Below are 15115 nucleotides of genomic sequence, written 5' to 3' on the forward strand. Positions count from 1 at the left end.
CGTCGATGTGCTCGGCGACCGAGACGACCAGCAGCCGGGTGCCCGGTACGGTGGCCCGCCACCGGTGCCGGACCCCGCCGGAGAGGAAGAGGGTGTCCCCGCGGCCGAGCCGGTGCGCCCGCCCTTCGGCCTCGACCTCGACGGCGCCCTCCACGACGTACATCACCTCGTCGTTGCGGTGCTGGAACTCGCGCCCCAGGTCCTGCTCGCCGATGAACTCCAGCGCGCTGAGCTGGTGCCGTCCGCGCACCAGCCGGTGCACGCCGTCCTCGTCGTCCGCCCGCACGACGTCCACGGCGCGTGCCGAGTCCGCGGCGGCCCGCAGGCGCTCGGTCGTGGTCTCCAGAGCGTCCGCCACCCGGTCCAGGGACCGGGGGCTGGGTCTGGCCCGTTCGTTCTCGATCTGGCTGAGGAACGGTACGGACAGGCCGCTGCGCCCGGCCACCGCGGCCAGGGTGAGCCCGAGGGTCCTGCGGCGTCGGCGAACCGCGGCACCCACTCGAAGGGCTTCCTTTTCGTCCATGTCCGGCTCCCTCCCCGGATCGCCATCCTCCCGGTTGCCAAGCACCCTACGCATGTCGTCCGCGCGACGGAGGGGAAGTCCACGGACGGGGGCCCTTCGAGGGCTCCCTCAGACAAGCCTGAAGGGGACGGCTCCGGTTCGCTACCGGGGCCGTCCCCTTCAGGGCGACTCGTGTGCGGATCTGCGGATCAGCTGCTGACGGGAGCCAGCTTCGCCACCACGTCCGGGTTGGCGTCCATCCAGCGGCGGGCGGACTCCTTCTCCTTGCCGGCTCCGCCCTTCTGGATCTCCACCTCCAGCGAGGCGAGCTGCGCCTCGCTGAGCTCGAAGTCCTTCAGCCAGCCGGTCAGCTCCGGGAAGTCCTCGGCGAAGTCCTTCTTGGCGACCGTGTGGATCTGCTCGCCCTTGCCCCAGGCGCCCTTCGGGTCCTTGAGCTTCTTCAGGTCGTGCTTGCCGTAGGCCCAGTGCGGCGACCACAGGGTCACCACGACCGGCTCCTTCTTCTTGATCGACCGGTTCAGCTCGGCCAGCATCGAGGAGGTGCTGGAGGAGACCACCTCGTACTCGCCGTCCAGCCCGTACTCCTTGAGCACCTTCTTGTTCAGCGTGCCCATCATCCCGGCACTCGACTCGATGCCGATGATCTTGCCGTTGAACTTCTTGCCCTGGCCCTTGAGGTCCGCGAGCGAGTCGACGCCCTCGACGTACGACGGAACCGACAGCTCCAGCGACGTGGGTCCGTACCAGGAACCGAGATCGGTGAGGTTCTCCTCGTACCGGTCCCAGTAGTCCTTGTGCGTCGTCGGCAGCCAGGAGTCGAACTGGACGTCGAGCTGCCCCTGCGCGAGACCGGTGTAGAGCGGGCCCGGGTCGAGCTGCTTGACCGTCGTCCTGTAGCCCCGGTCCTCCAGCACGTTCTGCCAGAGGTAGGTGCTGGCGATGGCCTCGTCCCACGGGAAGTACCCCATGTTCACGGTCTTGCCCGCGTCCTTGCCCTGCTGCGAGCCGCCCGCGCCGCCCGGCACCGGAGCCAGCTCGTCGACCAGGCCGGGGTTCTTCTCCAGCCAGGCGCGGACGCCGTCCTGCTCCTGGCCCTGGCCGGCGTTCTGGATCTCGTTCTCGAGACTCGTGAGCTGCTTCTCGCTGAGCTCGAAGTCCTTGAGCCACGCGGCGACGGCCGGAGCCTTCTTCGCGAAGCCCTTGTGGGCGACGGTGTGGACCTCTTCGCCCTTGCCCCAGGCGCCCTTCGGGTCCTTGAGCTTCTTCAGGTCGTGCTTGCCGTAGGCCCAGTGCGGCGACCACAGGGTCACCACGACCGGCTCCTTCTTCTTGATGGAGGCGTTGAGCTCGGCCAGCATCGAGGAGGTGCTGGAGGAGACCACCTCGTACTCGCCGTCCAGCCCGTACTCCTTGAGCACCTTCTTGTTCAGCGTGCCCATCATCCCGGCACTGGCCTCGATGCCGATGATCTTGCCGTTGAACTTCTTGCCCTGGCCCTTGAGGTCCTCGAGCGAGTCGATGCCCTCGACGTACGACGGAACCGTCAGCTCCAGCGACGTGGGTCCGTACCAGGAACCGAGGTCGTCGAGCCGGCCGCTGTACTTGTCCCAGTAGTCCTTGTGCGTGGTGGGCAGCCAGGCGTCGGTCTGGAAGTCGATGTCGCCGCGGGCGACACCGGAGTAGAGCGGACCGGCGTCGAGCTGGGTGACCCCGGTCTCGTAACCGCGCTGCTCCAGGATCTCCTTCCACAGGAAGGTGGAGGCGATGCCCTCGTCCCAGGGGATGTACCCCATGTTGATCTTCTGGCCCTGGCCGACGTTCGCACTGCCGGCCCGGTCGGCCTTCGAGTCGCCGGAACCGGCGATGTTCAGGCCCCCCGCGACGAGCGCGAGGACGACGACACCGGTCATCGCGACGGCGGTTCCCGGCTTGTAGTGCGTGAACTTGAGCCGCCGCGCACCGGCGGCGGCCTTGGCCGCCGCACGGCGGCCGAGCGGGGAGACCCGCTCGTTGAGCGCGCCGGTCATCCGGTCCAGGTACATGGCGAGGATGACGACGGCGATACCGCTCTCGGCGGCGAGGCCGACCTGGAGCTGGGTGATCGCCGCGTACACCTTCTCACCGAGGCCGCCGGCGCCGGCCATGCCGCCGATGACGACCATCGACAGGGCCAGCATGATGACCTGGTTGATACCGGCCATGATCGTCGGCAGGGCGAGCGGCAGCTGCACCCGGGTGAGGGTGTGCTTGGGCGTGGTGCCGAAGGCCGCGGCGGCCTCGACCAGCTCGCCGTCGACCTGACGGATGCCGAGCTCGGTCATCCGGACGCCGGGCGGCATCGCGAAGACGATGGTGGCGATCACGCCGGGGGTGACGCCGACGCCGAAGAACATGACGCCGGGGATCAGGTAGACGAAGGCCGGCATCGTCTGCATGACGTCGAGCACCGGCCGCAGGGCGGAGCTGACCCTGCTGTTCCGCGCCGCCCAGATGCCCGTGGGCACCGCGATCACGATCGTGATGACGGCTGCCACGACGACCAGCGAGAGGGTCGCCATCGCCTCGTCCCAGAGGGCGAGGGAATCGATGAGGGCGAACCCGGCGAAGGTGAGCACGGCGGGGACCGCGCCGCGCAGCCAGAACGCGATGACGGCGAAGATCCCGGCCATCAGCAGGGGCTCACCGCCACCGAGCACGGCGTTGACACCGTCGTACATGCCGCCGAGGACGGTCTTGATGGCGTCGAAGATCCAGGTGAGGTTCGACTGGAGCCAGTCGACCGCGTCCTCGACCCACGTACCGAAGGAGAGCCTAGGCACCGGCGGCCACCTCCTTGACCTCACGCCGCGCCGGGACCCGGCCGTCGACCTGCGGTTCCTCACCGAGCGCGGCGAGCAGCCGGTTGCGCGGCACGACGCCGATGACGCCGCCCCCCGCGTCGGTGACGGCGACGGCGACCCCGCTGGTGGAGGCCGGGGTGAAGAGCTCGGCTATGGGCGTGTCGGCGGACACCGTCGCGGGGGCCCCGTCCAGCAGGTCCCGGTCGGAACGGCCCGCTTCGGGCGTCTCCATGATCGAACCGGCCGTGAGCACCCGGGAGCGGTCGACGTCCTGGATGAAGGACGCGACGTAGTCGTTGGAGGGCCGGACGAGGATGTCCTCGGCGGTGCCCTGCTGCACGATCTCGCCGTCCCGCATCACGGCGATGCGGTCGCCGAGGCGCATCGCCTCGTTGAGGTCGTGGGTGATGAAGACGATGGTCTTCTTCAGACGCTTCTGCAGTTCGAGCAGCTGGTCCTGCATGTCGCGGCGGATCAGCGGGTCGAGCGCGCTGAAGGACTCGTCCATCAGCAGCAGGTCGGCGTCGGTGGCGAGCGCGCGGGCCAGGCCCACACGCTGCTGCATGCCGCCGGACAGCTCGTCGGGCCAGGACTTCTCCCAGCCGGCGAGACCGGTCAGCTCCAGGGCCTCGGTGGCGCGCTTCTCACGCTCGGCACGCGGTACGCCCTGGACCTCCAGGCCGTACGCGGCGTTCTCCAGCACGCTCCTGTGAGGGAACAGCGCGAAGTGCTGGAAGACCATGCTGATCTTGGTGGAGCGGACCGTGCGCAGCTCACGGGGGGTGAGCGCGGTCAGGTCCTGGCCGTCGAACAGCACCTGGCCGGCGGTGGGCTCCAGCAGACCGTTGAGCATCCGCAGCAAGGTGGACTTCCCCGATCCGGAGAGCCCCATGACGACGAAGATCTGGCCCGGCTCGACGGTGAACGAGGCGTCGATCACCGCTGCGGTCGTTCCGTCGGCGCGCAGCTCGTCGCGGTGGGTACCGCCTTCGAGCTTCCGCACTGCTTGATCGGGTCGTCTGCCGAACACTTTGTACAAGTGCTCAGCTTGCAGCCTGGACACATACACCTCACGCGTTGAAACGAAAACGGTCTGCCACCCCCTCCGGCAGACCGTGGAGCGGTGCGGGTTCTGTCCGCAGAGCACGCGCATCAGTTGAAAAATGGACGTGGTCCGCTCCGATGCCGCGTCTGCCCTCACTTACGCGGCCCAAACACATGTGTGACTCAGGCCACCCGAAGGAAAGCGCTGGAGCGGGAACCGCACGCTTCCGCCGACATGGCTGTCGGAGGGGTACGGCATCATCGGGGTGTGACGCGACGCCTGATGCTCCTCGACACCGCTTCCCTCTACTTCCGCGCCTATTTCGGCGTCCCGGACTCGGTGCGCGCACCGGACGGCACGCCGGTCAACGCCGTGCGCGGGCTGCTCGACTTCATCGCCAGGCTGGTGCAGGACCACCGGCCGGACGACCTGGTCGCCTGTATGGACGCGGACTGGCGCCCGCAGTGGCGGGTCGATCTGATCCCGACCTACAAGGCGCACCGGGTGGCCGCCGAAACCGGCGAGGGCACCCCGGACGAGGAGGAGGTCCCCGACACCCTCGCCCCGCAGGTCCCGGTGATCGAGGCCGTGCTGGACGCCCTGGGCATCGCCCGGGTGGGTGTCGCCCCGTACGAGGCGGACGACGTGATCGGCACGCTGGCCGGGCGGGCCACCGGTCCGGTGGACATCGTGACCGGCGACCGCGACCTGTATCAGCTGGTCGATGACGCCCGCCGGGTGCGGGTGCTCTACCCGCTGAAGGGCGTGGGGACGCTCCAGGTGACGGACGAGGCCTGGCTGCGCGGGAAGTACGGCGTGGACGGCGGCGGATACGTCGATCTGGCCCTGCTGCGCGGCGATCCGAGCGACGGGCTGCCGGGGGTGCCCGGCATCGGTGAGAAGACCGCGGCGAAACTGCTGGACGCCTTCGGTGACCTGGCCGGGATCATGGCGGCGGTGGACGATCCCGCCTCCCGGCTGACCCCGTCCCAGCGCAAGCGGCTGGACGGGGCCCGCGACTACGTGGCGGTCGCCCCCGAGGTCGTCCGCGTGGCCGACGACGTGCCCCTGCCCGGCTTCGACCCCGCGCTCCCCCGCGCACCACGCGACCCGGCGGCCCTGGAGGCACTCGCGGCCCGGTGGGGCCTGGGGAACGCCCTGCAGCGCCTGCTCCTCACACTCCAGGCGTGAAGGTGTTAGCTTAGGTATGCCTAAGTACGTATGACCTCGTGTAGGCCCAGAGCAGGGAGAACCTCGTGGCAGAGCGGCCGCAACGCCGGACACCCAAGGCGCAGGGAGCGCAGGTCCTACGCACCGAGCAGATCACCCCGCACATGGTGCGCGTGGTTCTCGGTGGCGACGGGCTGGCCGATTTCTCGCTCGGGGGGTACACCGACCACTACATCAAGCTGTGCTTCGCCCCGGAGGGAGCCGACTACAGCCACCCCTTCGACATGGCCGGGATCCGCGAGGAGTATCCGCGTGAACTGTGGCCCACCACGCGTACGTACACGGTGCGCTCCTGGGACCCGGCCACCCGTGAACTCGCGGTCGACTTCGTGGTGCACGGCGACGAGGGCCTGGCCGGCCCCTGGGCGGCGCGGGCGCAGCCCGGCGAACAGGTGACCTTCCTGGGGCCCGGCGGCGGTTACGCGCCGGAGTCCTCGGCCGACTGGCACCTGCTGGTGGGTGACGAGAGCGCCCTGCCCGCGATCGCCGCGTCGCTGGAGCACATGCCGGAGGGCGCGCTCGTGCACGCCTTCATCGAGGTGCCGGACGCCTCCGAGGAGCAGAAGCTCGTGGCGCCGGACGGCGTCTCGGTGACGTGGCTGCACCGCGGCGGCCGCCCGGTCGGCGAGGCTCTCGTCGCGGCGGTGGCCGGGCTGGAGTTCCCCGAGGGGGAGGTGCAGGCCTTCGTCCACGGCGAGGCGGGTTTCGTGAAGGAGATCCGGCGTCACCTCCGCCTGGAGCGCGGGATCCCGCTCCAGCAGTTGTCGATCTCGGGTTACTGGCGCCTCGGCCAGAACGACGACGCGTGGCGCGCGGTCAAGCGCGAGTGGAACGAGCAGGTGGAGCGCGAGCAGGAGAGCGCCGCCTGACCCTTCTTCGCGCCGCACCGGCGGCACACCGCCCGCCTGGCCTCCACCCCGCTGACCGTCCTGCCGGTGCTGACCCTCCGGGCGGTGCCGGCCGCGTCGGCCCTCCCGCCGCTGCGGGCCGTGGTGAGCAGCCCGGACCTCGGCACGTTCCGCGAGCTGACGGCACCGGCGAACGGCGCCGGGGCTGTCCGGGCTGTCCGGGCCGTCCGGGCGCAGCTCATCGCCTGAGGTGTGCTGCTCGGGCAGTGGATGTTCCTGGAGCCGCGCAGACGGGGCCCCGCTGGTGACGGGCTCCGTGCTGGCGCTGACGGTCCTGCTCCCACCGCTCGGCCCGGTGGTCCTCCTCGCCCTCCGCGCGGCCGGGAGGAACCGGCCGGCCGCCGGCACGCGGGCGGCATGGCACCGACGAGCCCCGCGGACCGCGCTCTCCCACCGGAGTGGCGCGGTCCGCGGGGCTCGCGTCGTCGGCCCGAGCACAAAGGCGCGACGGAAGGGCGAAATCAACCGACCATAAAACTACACATAAGGGACATATAAGAGCACACTGGTCTGGAGAGCTGATGACCGCACTCCCTGACCGCGGTCGCTCCAGCAAGCGCGAAGGAGACCATCCTCATGAGTAATATCTCGCACACCGGAAGGGACCTTTCCGGGCACCCCGACGCCGAGGAAATGCGGGCGCGTCACGATCGCGTGATGAGCGGGGGCCGTACCACCGGCATGGCGGAAGCGCCGTTGTTCCTGCTCGGTCTGTACTGCGCCGTCTCGCCCTGGGTGCTTCACTTCACCGCGAGCCAGCCGTCCCTGGTGACGCACAACCTCGTCATCGGCATCGCGATAGCCGTACTGGCACTCTGCTTCACCGCCATGCCCGAGCGGATGATGGGGATGAGCATGGCCACCGTCGCGCTGGGCGCCTGGCTCATCGTGTCGACCTGGATCGTGGGCCAGAGCCCGGACACGGGCGTCATCCTCAACAACATCATCGTCGGTGGCCTGGCGATCCTGCTGGGAGCAGTCTGCGCGGGACTCGCGATGAAGAACAAGAAGAAGGTCTGACGGGAGAACGCGCACGAGTGGCCACAGGCCGGCACCTGCCCGCCCGTGGCCGCTCGTCCGTTCGCTTCGTCCTCCCGGCTCCCGGCACCACTCAGCCCACGGAGCTGTACGCCACCACTCCTCGCAGCACCGCGTCGACAGCCTTGCGGGCGTTCTTCGCGACCGAACTGCCCTCCCGGGGCGCGGCGGCGGCGATCTGGCCGAGTACGTCGATGACCTGCTTGCACCACCGCACGAAGTCGCCGGCCGGCATCTCCGCTTCGCGGAGCACCTCGTCCAGCGTCCGGCCCGAGGCCCACATGTAGACCGCCCAGGCGAAACCGAGATCGGGTTCGCGCTGGCCGACCCCTTCCGTCTGGCTGATCTTGAAGTCCTCCTCCAGCGCGTCGAGACGGCCCCAGATGCGGACCATCTCGCCCATCGCGGCCTTCGCCGGTCCGGACGGCAGCTTGGGCGCGACCGCGTCGTCCGCCTGGCGCGCCTCGAAGACCAGAGCCGAGACGCACGCGGCGAGTTCAGCGGGATTGAGCCCCTCCCAGACGCCGTCCCGCAGGCATTCACTGGCCAGCAGGTCGAGCTCTCCGTAGAGCCGGGCCAGCCGCCGGCCGTTGTCGGTGACCTCGCTGCCCCGCAGGTAGTCGAGCTCGGTCAGGAGCGCGACGATGCGGTCGAAGGTACGGGCGATGGTGTTCGTCCGGCCCTCGATGCGGTGCTCCAGCTGCCGTGTGTCGCGTTGCAGCCGGTGGTAGCGCTCGGCCCAGCGAGCGTGGTCCTCGCGCTCGTCGCACCCGTGGCAGGGATGGGCGCGCAGTTCCGTGCGCAGCCGGACGATCTCCCGGTCGTCGGCCGCGGCGGCCCGCTGCTTGCGGTGCCGGCCCGGGTCGAGGTGCCCCGCCTTGCTCCGCAGGGCGGAGGCCAGGTCACGGCGGGACTGCGGTGAGCGCGGGTTGAACGACTTGGGCACCCGCATCCGCTCCAGCGCCTCGACCGGCACCGGGAAGTCGATCTGGGCCAGCCGCTTGACCTGCCGCTCAGCGGTGAGCACGAGGGGACGCGGCCCGTCGTGGTACTCCAGCCCGCGGTGGCCGCCGGTCCGTCCGGCGGGCAGCCCCGGGTCGAGGACCAGGGCGAGTCCGGCGAACTTGCCGGTGGGGACGTGGATGACGTCACCGGGCTTCAGTTTCTCCAGGGACGACGCGGCGGCGGCCCGTCGCTGGGCCGCGCCCTGCTTGGCCAGCTCCGTCTCGCGGTCCTTGAGGTCGCGGCGCAGCCGCGCGTACTCCTCGAAGTCCCCGAGGTGACAGGTCATGCCCTCCTTGTAACCCGTGAGTCCTTCCTCGTTGCGCTGGACCTGCCGGGAGATCCCGACGACGGACCGGTCGGCCTGGAACTGCGCGAAGGAGGTCTCCAGCAGCTCACGCGAACGGCGCCGCCCGAACTGCTGCACGAGGTTGACGGCCATGTTGTACGAGGGCCGGAAGCTGGAGCGCAGCGGATAGGTCCGCGTGCCGGCGAGTCCGGCGAGGGCCCCGGGGTCCATGCCCCGCTGCCAGAGGACCACCGCATGACCTTCGACGTCGATGCCGCGGCGTCCGGCCCGGCCGGTCAGCTGGGTGTATTCGCCGGGGGTGATGTCGGCGTGCTGCTCACCGTTCCATTTGACGAGCTTTTCGAGCACCACGGAACGCGCGGGCATGTTGATGCCGAGCGCCAGCGTCTCGGTCGCGAAGACGGCCTTGACGAGGCCACGGACGAACAGTTCCTCCACGACCTCCTTGAAGGTCGGCAGCATTCCCGCGTGGTGCGCGGCGATGCCCCGCTCCAGACCCTCGAGCCACTCGTAGTACCCGAGGACATGGAGGTCCTCGGGAGGGATGGACGCCGTGCGCTCCTCGACGATCTCCCGCACCAGATGGCGCTTGTCCTCGTCGTTCAGCCGCAGCCCGGCCTGCAGACACTGCTGCACGGCCGCCTCGCAGCCCGCCCGGCTGAAGATGAAGGTGATGGCCGGCAGGAGCCCCTCGGCGTCGAGCCGGTCGATGACCTCGGGCCTGGCCGGGGTCCAGATCCGGCTGCGCTGGCGCCGCTCGCGCTCCCGGTCCGCCTCACGCACCATTTTTCCGCGCCTGCGCTCGCGCGGGTTGTACCCGCGCTGATTCTCCATCCGGGCGAGCCGCACGAGATCCGGGCTGACCTCGCGGCGGCCGGTGCCCCGGCCGCCGTGGTCGGTCTTCTCCTCGAAGAGGTCGTACATCCGGCGTCCGGCCATGACGTGCTGCCACAGCGGCACGGGCCGGTGCTCGGAGACGATCACCTGGGTGTCGCCGCGGACGGTGTCCAGCCAGTCGCCGAACTCCTCGGCGTTGGACACGGTCGCCGACAACGACACCAGGGTCACGGAATCCGGCAGGTGGATGATCACTTCCTCCCACACGGCGCCCCGGAAGCGGTCGGAGAGGTAGTGCACCTCGTCCATGACCACATAGCCGAGGCCGGAGAGCGCCTGGGACCCCGCGTACAGCATGTTGCGCAGGACCTCGGTCGTCATGACGACCACGGGTGCGTCCGCGTTGACGCTGTTGTCCCCGGTCAGCAGGCCGACCTTGTCAGCGCCGTAACGGCGGACGAGGTCGGTGAACTTCTGGTTGGACAGGGCCTTGATGGGCGTGGTGTAGAAGCACTTGCGGCCCTGGAGCAGGGCCAGGTGGACGGCGAATTCACCGACGATCGTCTTGCCCGACCCGGTGGGGGCCGCGACCAACACCCCCTTGCCGGCCTCCAGAGCCTGGCAGGCCTCGATCTGGAACGGGTCCAGTCCGAATTCGTACATCTCGCGGAAGGGGCCGAGAGCCGTGGCCTGCTCGGCCGCACGGACCCGGGACGCCTGGTATCGCTCAGCTGGTGAGAGGTCCTCTGTCATCTTGATACGAGCCTACCCGCCCCGTATGACAGTCAGCCCGATCTTTGATTCACGCTGCAAGGACCCGGACGGCAGCGGGCACGCAGGTGGCGCCGAGCGGCAGCGCGCCCAGCGGTTCACCGTCCGCGTACGCGGTGACACCGGCTGCGGCCAGCTCGATCGAGGAGACCCGGTGCACGGTGACCTTCGGGTGCCCGAGGTGCGTCCCCCTGTACACCTTCGGGAAGACCTTGAGCAGAGTGGTCCGGCTGCAGTCACCGACCACGGTCACGTCGAAGAGCCCGTCGTCCATGACCGCGCCGGCGCAGATCCGCATGCCGCCGCCGTACATGGTTCCGTTGCCCACCACGATCAGCGTCGCCTCGACCTCGGTCACCGGGCCGCCGTCCAGCCTCACGCGGTACGGGATCGGACGGAGGGCGGCGAGTTCGGCGAGGATCGCCAGGTCGTACCTGAAGCGCCCGCCCACCCGGCGCATCCGGTTCCCCCGGTCGTTGACCCGCGAGTCGAAGCCCGAGGCCAGCACGGAACCGAACCAGCGCTCCCCGACCCGGCCCAGGTCGATCTCGCGCACCGTCCCGGACTTGAGCGCCCCGGCAGCCAGCCGTCCGGCGGCGGCCGGATCGCGGACCGGCAGCCCGAGGGCGCGGGCGAAGTCGTTCCCCGTACCCACGGCGACAGCACCGAGCGGCGTCGAGGTACCGGCGACGGCCTGCAGGGCGAGCGACATCATGCCGTCCCCGCCGACGGCTATCAGCGCTCCGGTCCCGCCCGCGACCGCCTCGCGGGCTCGCCGCAGGGCGTCGTCGGCGTCCACGCCGAGAACCGTCCGTACGGAGAAACCGGCGTCCCGCAGAGCGGAAGCGGCCGGCTGCGCGGCACGCGCGCCCCGGCCGCTTCCCGCGGTGGGATTGACGAAGAGGGTGATCTCGCTGGTCACCCGCGGGACCTTACAAGGTCAGGTGATGTCGTCGTAACCGTTGAGCCGGCGCGAACCGCCACTGTCCACTTCACCGCCGGTCTGCGCCGGAAGCGCGGCCCGGGAGGAGACCGGCTCGACCGCACCGACGGCCTCGGGCGTGAGGTCCAGCTTCGACGCCTCGTCGTCGTCGAGCTCGGCGTCGGGGTTGCGGCGCCGCCTGCGCTTGTCGTTGAGCAGCGAGAAGCCGACGGCGACGAAGTAGAGCACCGCGAGCGGACCCGCGAGCAGCAGCATCGAGACGGGCTCGCCACCCGGCGTGGCGATGGCCGCGAACCCGGTCAGCCCGACGAGCATCGCCCGCCACCAGCTCAGCATGCGGGCACCGGTCAGGACACCGGTCATGTTGAGCAGGATGAGCAGCAGCGGCAGCTCGAAGGCCAGCCCGAAGACGATCACCATGCGGGTGATCAGGTCCAGGAAGTCGTCCAGCGGCAGCAGGTTCTTCACGTTGTCGGGCGTGAAGCCGAGCATGATCTCGGCGGTCTGCGGCAGGATCGCGTAGGCCAGGTAGGCGCCGCCGGCGAAGAGCGGGACCCCGGCCGCGGCGAAGGCGACGGAATAGCGCTTCTCCTGCTTGTGCAGGCCGGGGGCGACGAAGGCCCACAGCTGGTAAAGCCACACGGGCGTGGCCACCAGCACACCCGCCATCAGGGACACCTTCAGCGCGATGGTGAACGGCGACAGCAGACCGTTGGTGGTCATCTCCGCGCAGGGACGGCCGTTGACCATGGTCACGGCGCCGTTCTTGCAGCCGACCGAGTCCAGGATCGGCTTCATCAGGAACTCGAAGATCTCCTTCTGGAAGAACGCCGCCACGACCACGGCGATCACGATCGCCAGGACCGACTTCAGCAGCCGGTTGCGCAGCTCACGCAGGTGATCGAGGAGAGGCATCCGCCCCTCGTCGTCCTTCTCCTGCTTGCGGGCGGACTTGAGCAACCCACTTCCCTCGTCTCGTGCGGCAGCGTCCGTGCTACGGAGCAGCTGTCAGCTCTGGGTGGTGGGCTTGGCCTCGCTGACCGGGCGGGAGCTGGTGACGTCTCCCGGGGCGGCCTGGATCGTGCGCGCGGTGGCCGCGGGCGGGGCGGTGTCCGCGACGTTCTCCGTGGTGGGCGCCGCGGATTCCGCGTCGTCCTTCTTCATGGCCTTGGCCTCGCTCTTGAGGATGCGGGCCGACTTGCCGAGCGAGCGCGCCATGTCGGGAAGCTTCTTGGCACCGAAGAGCAGCAGGATGACAGCGATGATCAGAACGATCTCGAGGGGCTTCAGATTGCCGATCATGTGCGACTTCCTTCTCACTGAGGCGTCTGGAGGGTGGGCTCGCTACCCGTTCGACCGGACGTACATCCGACCTGCGCGCTAGCAGCGATCGTAACCCGCAGGGGTGAACACGGGGCAATGCCCGTGCGTACTCCTGCTTGCGGCCCGCACCTCTGCAGCCTGGGCCGACTTCAGCAGCGTACCCCCAGAACCAGTGAATCTGGAGGCCGCACCCTGCTATCGCAGGGCTTCACCGGTGTCGGCGAGGGTGGTGGCCGCTCGTTCGAGGTCCTCTGCCGCTCGGTTGATCCGCTGCGTGGTCGCGGCGACCTGCCGTGCGAGCCGCTGTGCCTCGACGAAGACCTTGACGGCCAGCACGCCGAGCACGGCCAGGCCGGCGAATCCCAGAGCGATGGCGAGCATGGGCCAGAACATGGGCGGATCCTTGGTGTTTTTCGTCACTTCAGGGCGGTGTGCAGGCGCAGCGTCCGCACTCCGCCGCCGCTGAGGAGCTCGATGATGCGCTCCCCGGCAGGCTTGCGGACCGCGGAACCGCACACGGGGCAGGTGAAGGAGTAGAAGGTCGTACGGCTGCTGGCGCCTACGGCCAGCCGCAGCGCTCCCGACGCGAGCTCGAACCGCTCGTGGCAGTCCGGGCAGGCGGCCCGGAAGCGTACGGCGTCGGGCACCGTGACCGGAACGGGTCCGGCCTGCGTGCTGGACATGGCGGTCATACGGCTGCTCCCTCGGTGCACCGGCGGCCGCCGCTCAGAGCGCGCCGTCATAGGCGGCCAGTGCCTCACGTGCCGCCAGCCGGGCGCTCTCGGCGAGGTCCGGGGGCGAGGTGATGCGTCCTTCGCCGCCCAGCCGGAGGGCGAGCCTGCGCAGGGAGGCCGGGTCGGGGGTGCGGAGCGTGATCCTCAGGCCGCCGTCGGGGAGTTCCTCCGCGCTGTCGTGCGGGTAGTACTCGGCGACCCACCGGCCGCCGGGGCCGACCTCGATCACGACCTCCGGATCCTCGGCAGCGGGCTGGACCAGCCCCTCGGAGAGATCACGCAGTTCCAGTTCCGGCGGAGCGGACGGGGCGTCGAGGAGCTTGATCTCGGCGACCCGGTCGAGCCGGAACGTGCGCCGCGCCTCGGTGAGGCGGCACCAGCCCTCCATGTAGGTGTGGCCGACGGCGAACAGCCGGATCGGGTCCACCTCGCGCTCGGTGAGCTCGTCACGGGCGGGCGAGTAGTAGCGCAGCCAGAGTCGGCGCCGCTCGGAGATCGCCCGGTCCACCTCGGCGAAGACCCCGCCCTCGGACTCGAAGGTGACGGAGAGCCGCGAGCTCGCGGCCCCCACCTCGCCGGCGGCCGTCTCCAGCTTCGCGGTCGCGCGGACCAGCGCCTTCCGGTCGCTCTCCCGCAGGCCGGGGAGCGTGGCGACGGCACGGGCCGCGACGAGCAGAGCGGTCGCCTCGTCGGCGGCGAGCCGCAGCGGCTCGGCGACGTCGTCCGGATTGTGCCACCAGATCCGGTCGCCGTCGGTGTCGATGTCCAGCAGGTCGCCGCCGCGGAAGCTGGTCCCGCACATGGGGAGCACGTCGAGGTCGGAGATCAGTTCGTCCTCGGTGATCCCGAAGGCACGGGCCACGTCCTGGACGTGCGCGCCGGGGCGCTCGCGCAGGTAGGTGACGAGGGAGAGCATCCGGCGGGTCTGGTCGATCGCGTTCGTGGCCACGAGTACGGGTCCCCCTCAGTCCTTGGCCACGGCGCGCAGCCGGTCCATCACGTCGGCCCGCAGGTCGGCGGGTTCACTCACGATCACGTCGGGCCCGAACTCGACGAGCCAGGCGTCCAGTCCGTGTCCGTACGGGATCTCCAGCTCGTCCCAGCCGTCACCGAGTTCCCGTACCGATATCGCGCGGGAGCGCAGCGGGTAACCGGAGCCGGTACGCAGCCTGATGCGGGCGGTCCTGGTGGCGGTCTCCCCCGCCCAGCTCTCCACCGTCTCACGGACGGTGACGGCGTCGGGGACACGGGCCGTGAAGGCCCCGGCGCGGGAGCGGACCCGGCCCGAGATCCGGGACAGCCGGAAGACCCGCTCGGCGCCCCGGTCACGGTCCCAGCCGGCCAGATACCAGTGGCCGCGCCAGCATTCGAGCGTCCAGGGCTCGACCTGCCGCTGCTCGGGGCGGGCGGCATTGCCCTTGCGGTAGTCGAAGGTGACCGGGCGGCGGTCCCGGCAGGCGAGCATCAGCGGCTCGAAGGCGGCCTCGTGGACCGGGATACGCGGTTCGAGGGCGCTGTGCACCTCGTAGGCGTCCTCGGTCTCCGGCATGCCTGCGGCCCGCAGCTTCTGCAGGGCACCGCTGGCGGCGCCGGCGAGCCTGGCCTGCTGCC

Annotated in this window: 15 protein-coding genes; 4 read left to right on the plus strand and 11 right to left on the minus strand. The window is 70.1% G+C overall.

Going from position 1 to position 15115, the window contains the following annotated elements:
• The 3 genes from VN520_RS33650 to VN520_RS33660 all read right to left on the minus strand — a co-directional run.
• On the minus strand, positions 1-523 hold a 523-nt coding region (locus VN520_RS33650), incomplete at its 3' end, for an XRE family transcriptional regulator (protein WP_325750739.1).
• 188 nt (positions 524-711) lie between these two features.
• The gene (locus VN520_RS33655; RefSeq protein WP_325750740.1) at positions 712-3342 is read right to left on the minus strand and encodes an ABC transporter permease/substrate binding protein; all 2631 of its coding nucleotides are present in this window, start codon (positions 3340-3342) and stop codon (positions 712-714) included.
• Positions 3335-4426, minus strand: coding sequence for a glycine betaine/L-proline ABC transporter ATP-binding protein (locus VN520_RS33660; protein WP_325750741.1), 1092 nt, complete (start codon positions 4424-4426; stop codon positions 3335-3337). Before VN520_RS33660 ends, VN520_RS33655 begins: the two co-directional genes overlap by 8 nt.
• 264 nt (positions 4427-4690) lie before the next feature.
• On the opposite strand from VN520_RS33660, the gene VN520_RS33665 reads away from it, so the two are divergent.
• From VN520_RS33665 to VN520_RS33680, 4 genes are all read left to right on the plus strand, one after another.
• Positions 4691-5599 (plus strand): 5'-3' exonuclease, encoded by a 909-nt coding sequence (locus VN520_RS33665; protein WP_325750753.1) that lies wholly within the window; start codon positions 4691-4693, stop codon positions 5597-5599.
• Between the two features lie 65 nt (positions 5600-5664).
• A complete protein-coding gene (locus VN520_RS33670) occupies positions 5665-6507 on the plus strand; it encodes a siderophore-interacting protein (RefSeq protein WP_325750742.1) in 843 nt (280 codons plus the stop codon).
• 66 nt (positions 6508-6573) lie between these two features.
• Entirely contained in the window at positions 6574-6735 is a 162-nt protein-coding gene (locus VN520_RS33675; protein WP_325750743.1) for a hypothetical protein, read from the plus strand.
• Positions 6736-7122: 387 nt separating this feature from the next.
• The gene (locus VN520_RS33680) at positions 7123-7566 is read left to right on the plus strand and encodes an SPW repeat protein (protein WP_325750744.1); all 444 of its coding nucleotides are present in this window, start codon (positions 7123-7125) and stop codon (positions 7564-7566) included.
• Between the two features lie 91 nt (positions 7567-7657).
• On the opposite strand, the gene VN520_RS33685 is transcribed toward VN520_RS33680, so the two are convergent.
• From VN520_RS33685 to VN520_RS33720, 8 genes are all read right to left on the minus strand, one after another.
• Positions 7658-10486 (minus strand): DEAD/DEAH box helicase, encoded by a 2829-nt coding sequence (locus VN520_RS33685; RefSeq protein WP_325750745.1) that lies wholly within the window; start codon positions 10484-10486, stop codon positions 7658-7660.
• A 49-nt stretch (positions 10487-10535) separates the two neighbouring features.
• The gene (locus tag VN520_RS33690) at positions 10536-11426 is read right to left on the minus strand and encodes a YegS/Rv2252/BmrU family lipid kinase (RefSeq protein WP_325750746.1); all 891 of its coding nucleotides are present in this window, start codon (positions 11424-11426) and stop codon (positions 10536-10538) included.
• A gap of 18 nt (positions 11427-11444) precedes the next feature.
• Positions 11445-12407: a twin-arginine translocase subunit TatC gene (tatC, locus tag VN520_RS33695; protein ID WP_325750747.1), complete on the minus strand. Its 963-nt coding sequence runs from the start codon at positions 12405-12407 to the stop codon at positions 11445-11447.
• A 48-nt stretch (positions 12408-12455) separates the two neighbouring features.
• Positions 12456-12749, minus strand: a complete 294-nt coding sequence (gene tatA / locus VN520_RS33700; protein ID WP_325750748.1) for a Sec-independent protein translocase subunit TatA — start codon at positions 12747-12749, stop codon at positions 12456-12458.
• A 216-nt stretch (positions 12750-12965) separates the two neighbouring features.
• Entirely contained in the window at positions 12966-13163 is a 198-nt protein-coding gene (locus VN520_RS33705) for a hypothetical protein (RefSeq protein WP_325750749.1), read from the minus strand.
• Positions 13164-13186: 23 nt separating this feature from the next.
• Positions 13187-13462, minus strand: coding sequence for a hypothetical protein (locus VN520_RS33710; protein ID WP_325750750.1), 276 nt, complete (start codon positions 13460-13462; stop codon positions 13187-13189).
• A 34-nt stretch (positions 13463-13496) separates the two neighbouring features.
• The gene (locus VN520_RS33715; protein WP_325750751.1) at positions 13497-14453 is read right to left on the minus strand and encodes a WYL domain-containing protein; all 957 of its coding nucleotides are present in this window, start codon (positions 14451-14453) and stop codon (positions 13497-13499) included.
• Between the two features lie 15 nt (positions 14454-14468).
• Positions 14469-15115, minus strand: a 647-nt coding sequence (locus tag VN520_RS33720) for a WYL domain-containing protein (protein ID WP_325750752.1), incomplete at its 5' end; no start/stop codon positions are given.

The sequence above is a fragment of the Streptomyces sp. genome (assembly GCF_035563135.1).
In the GTDB taxonomy this organism is placed as follows: Bacteria; Actinomycetota; Actinomycetes; order Streptomycetales; family Streptomycetaceae; genus Streptomyces.

Bases quoted from the DNA above. Each gene is read 5' to 3' on its own strand.
- VN520_RS33665 (WP_325750753.1), top strand. From the start codon at position 4,691: ATGCTCCTCGACACCGCTTCCCTCTACTTCCGCGCCTATTTCGGCGTC.
- VN520_RS33680 (WP_325750744.1), top strand. From the start codon at position 7,123: ATGAGTAATATCTCGCACACCGGAAGGGACCTTTCCGGGCACCCCGAC.
- VN520_RS33685 (WP_325750745.1), bottom strand. From the start codon at position 10,486: ATGACAGAGGACCTCTCACCAGCTGAGCGATACCAGGCGTCCCGGGTC.
- tatA (WP_325750748.1), bottom strand. From the start codon at position 12,749: ATGATCGGCAATCTGAAGCCCCTCGAGATCGTTCTGATCATCGCTGTC.
- VN520_RS33705 (WP_325750749.1), bottom strand. From the start codon at position 13,163: ATGTTCTGGCCCATGCTCGCCATCGCTCTGGGATTCGCCGGCCTGGCC.
- VN520_RS33710 (WP_325750750.1), bottom strand. From the start codon at position 13,462: ATGACCGCCATGTCCAGCACGCAGGCCGGACCCGTTCCGGTCACGGTG.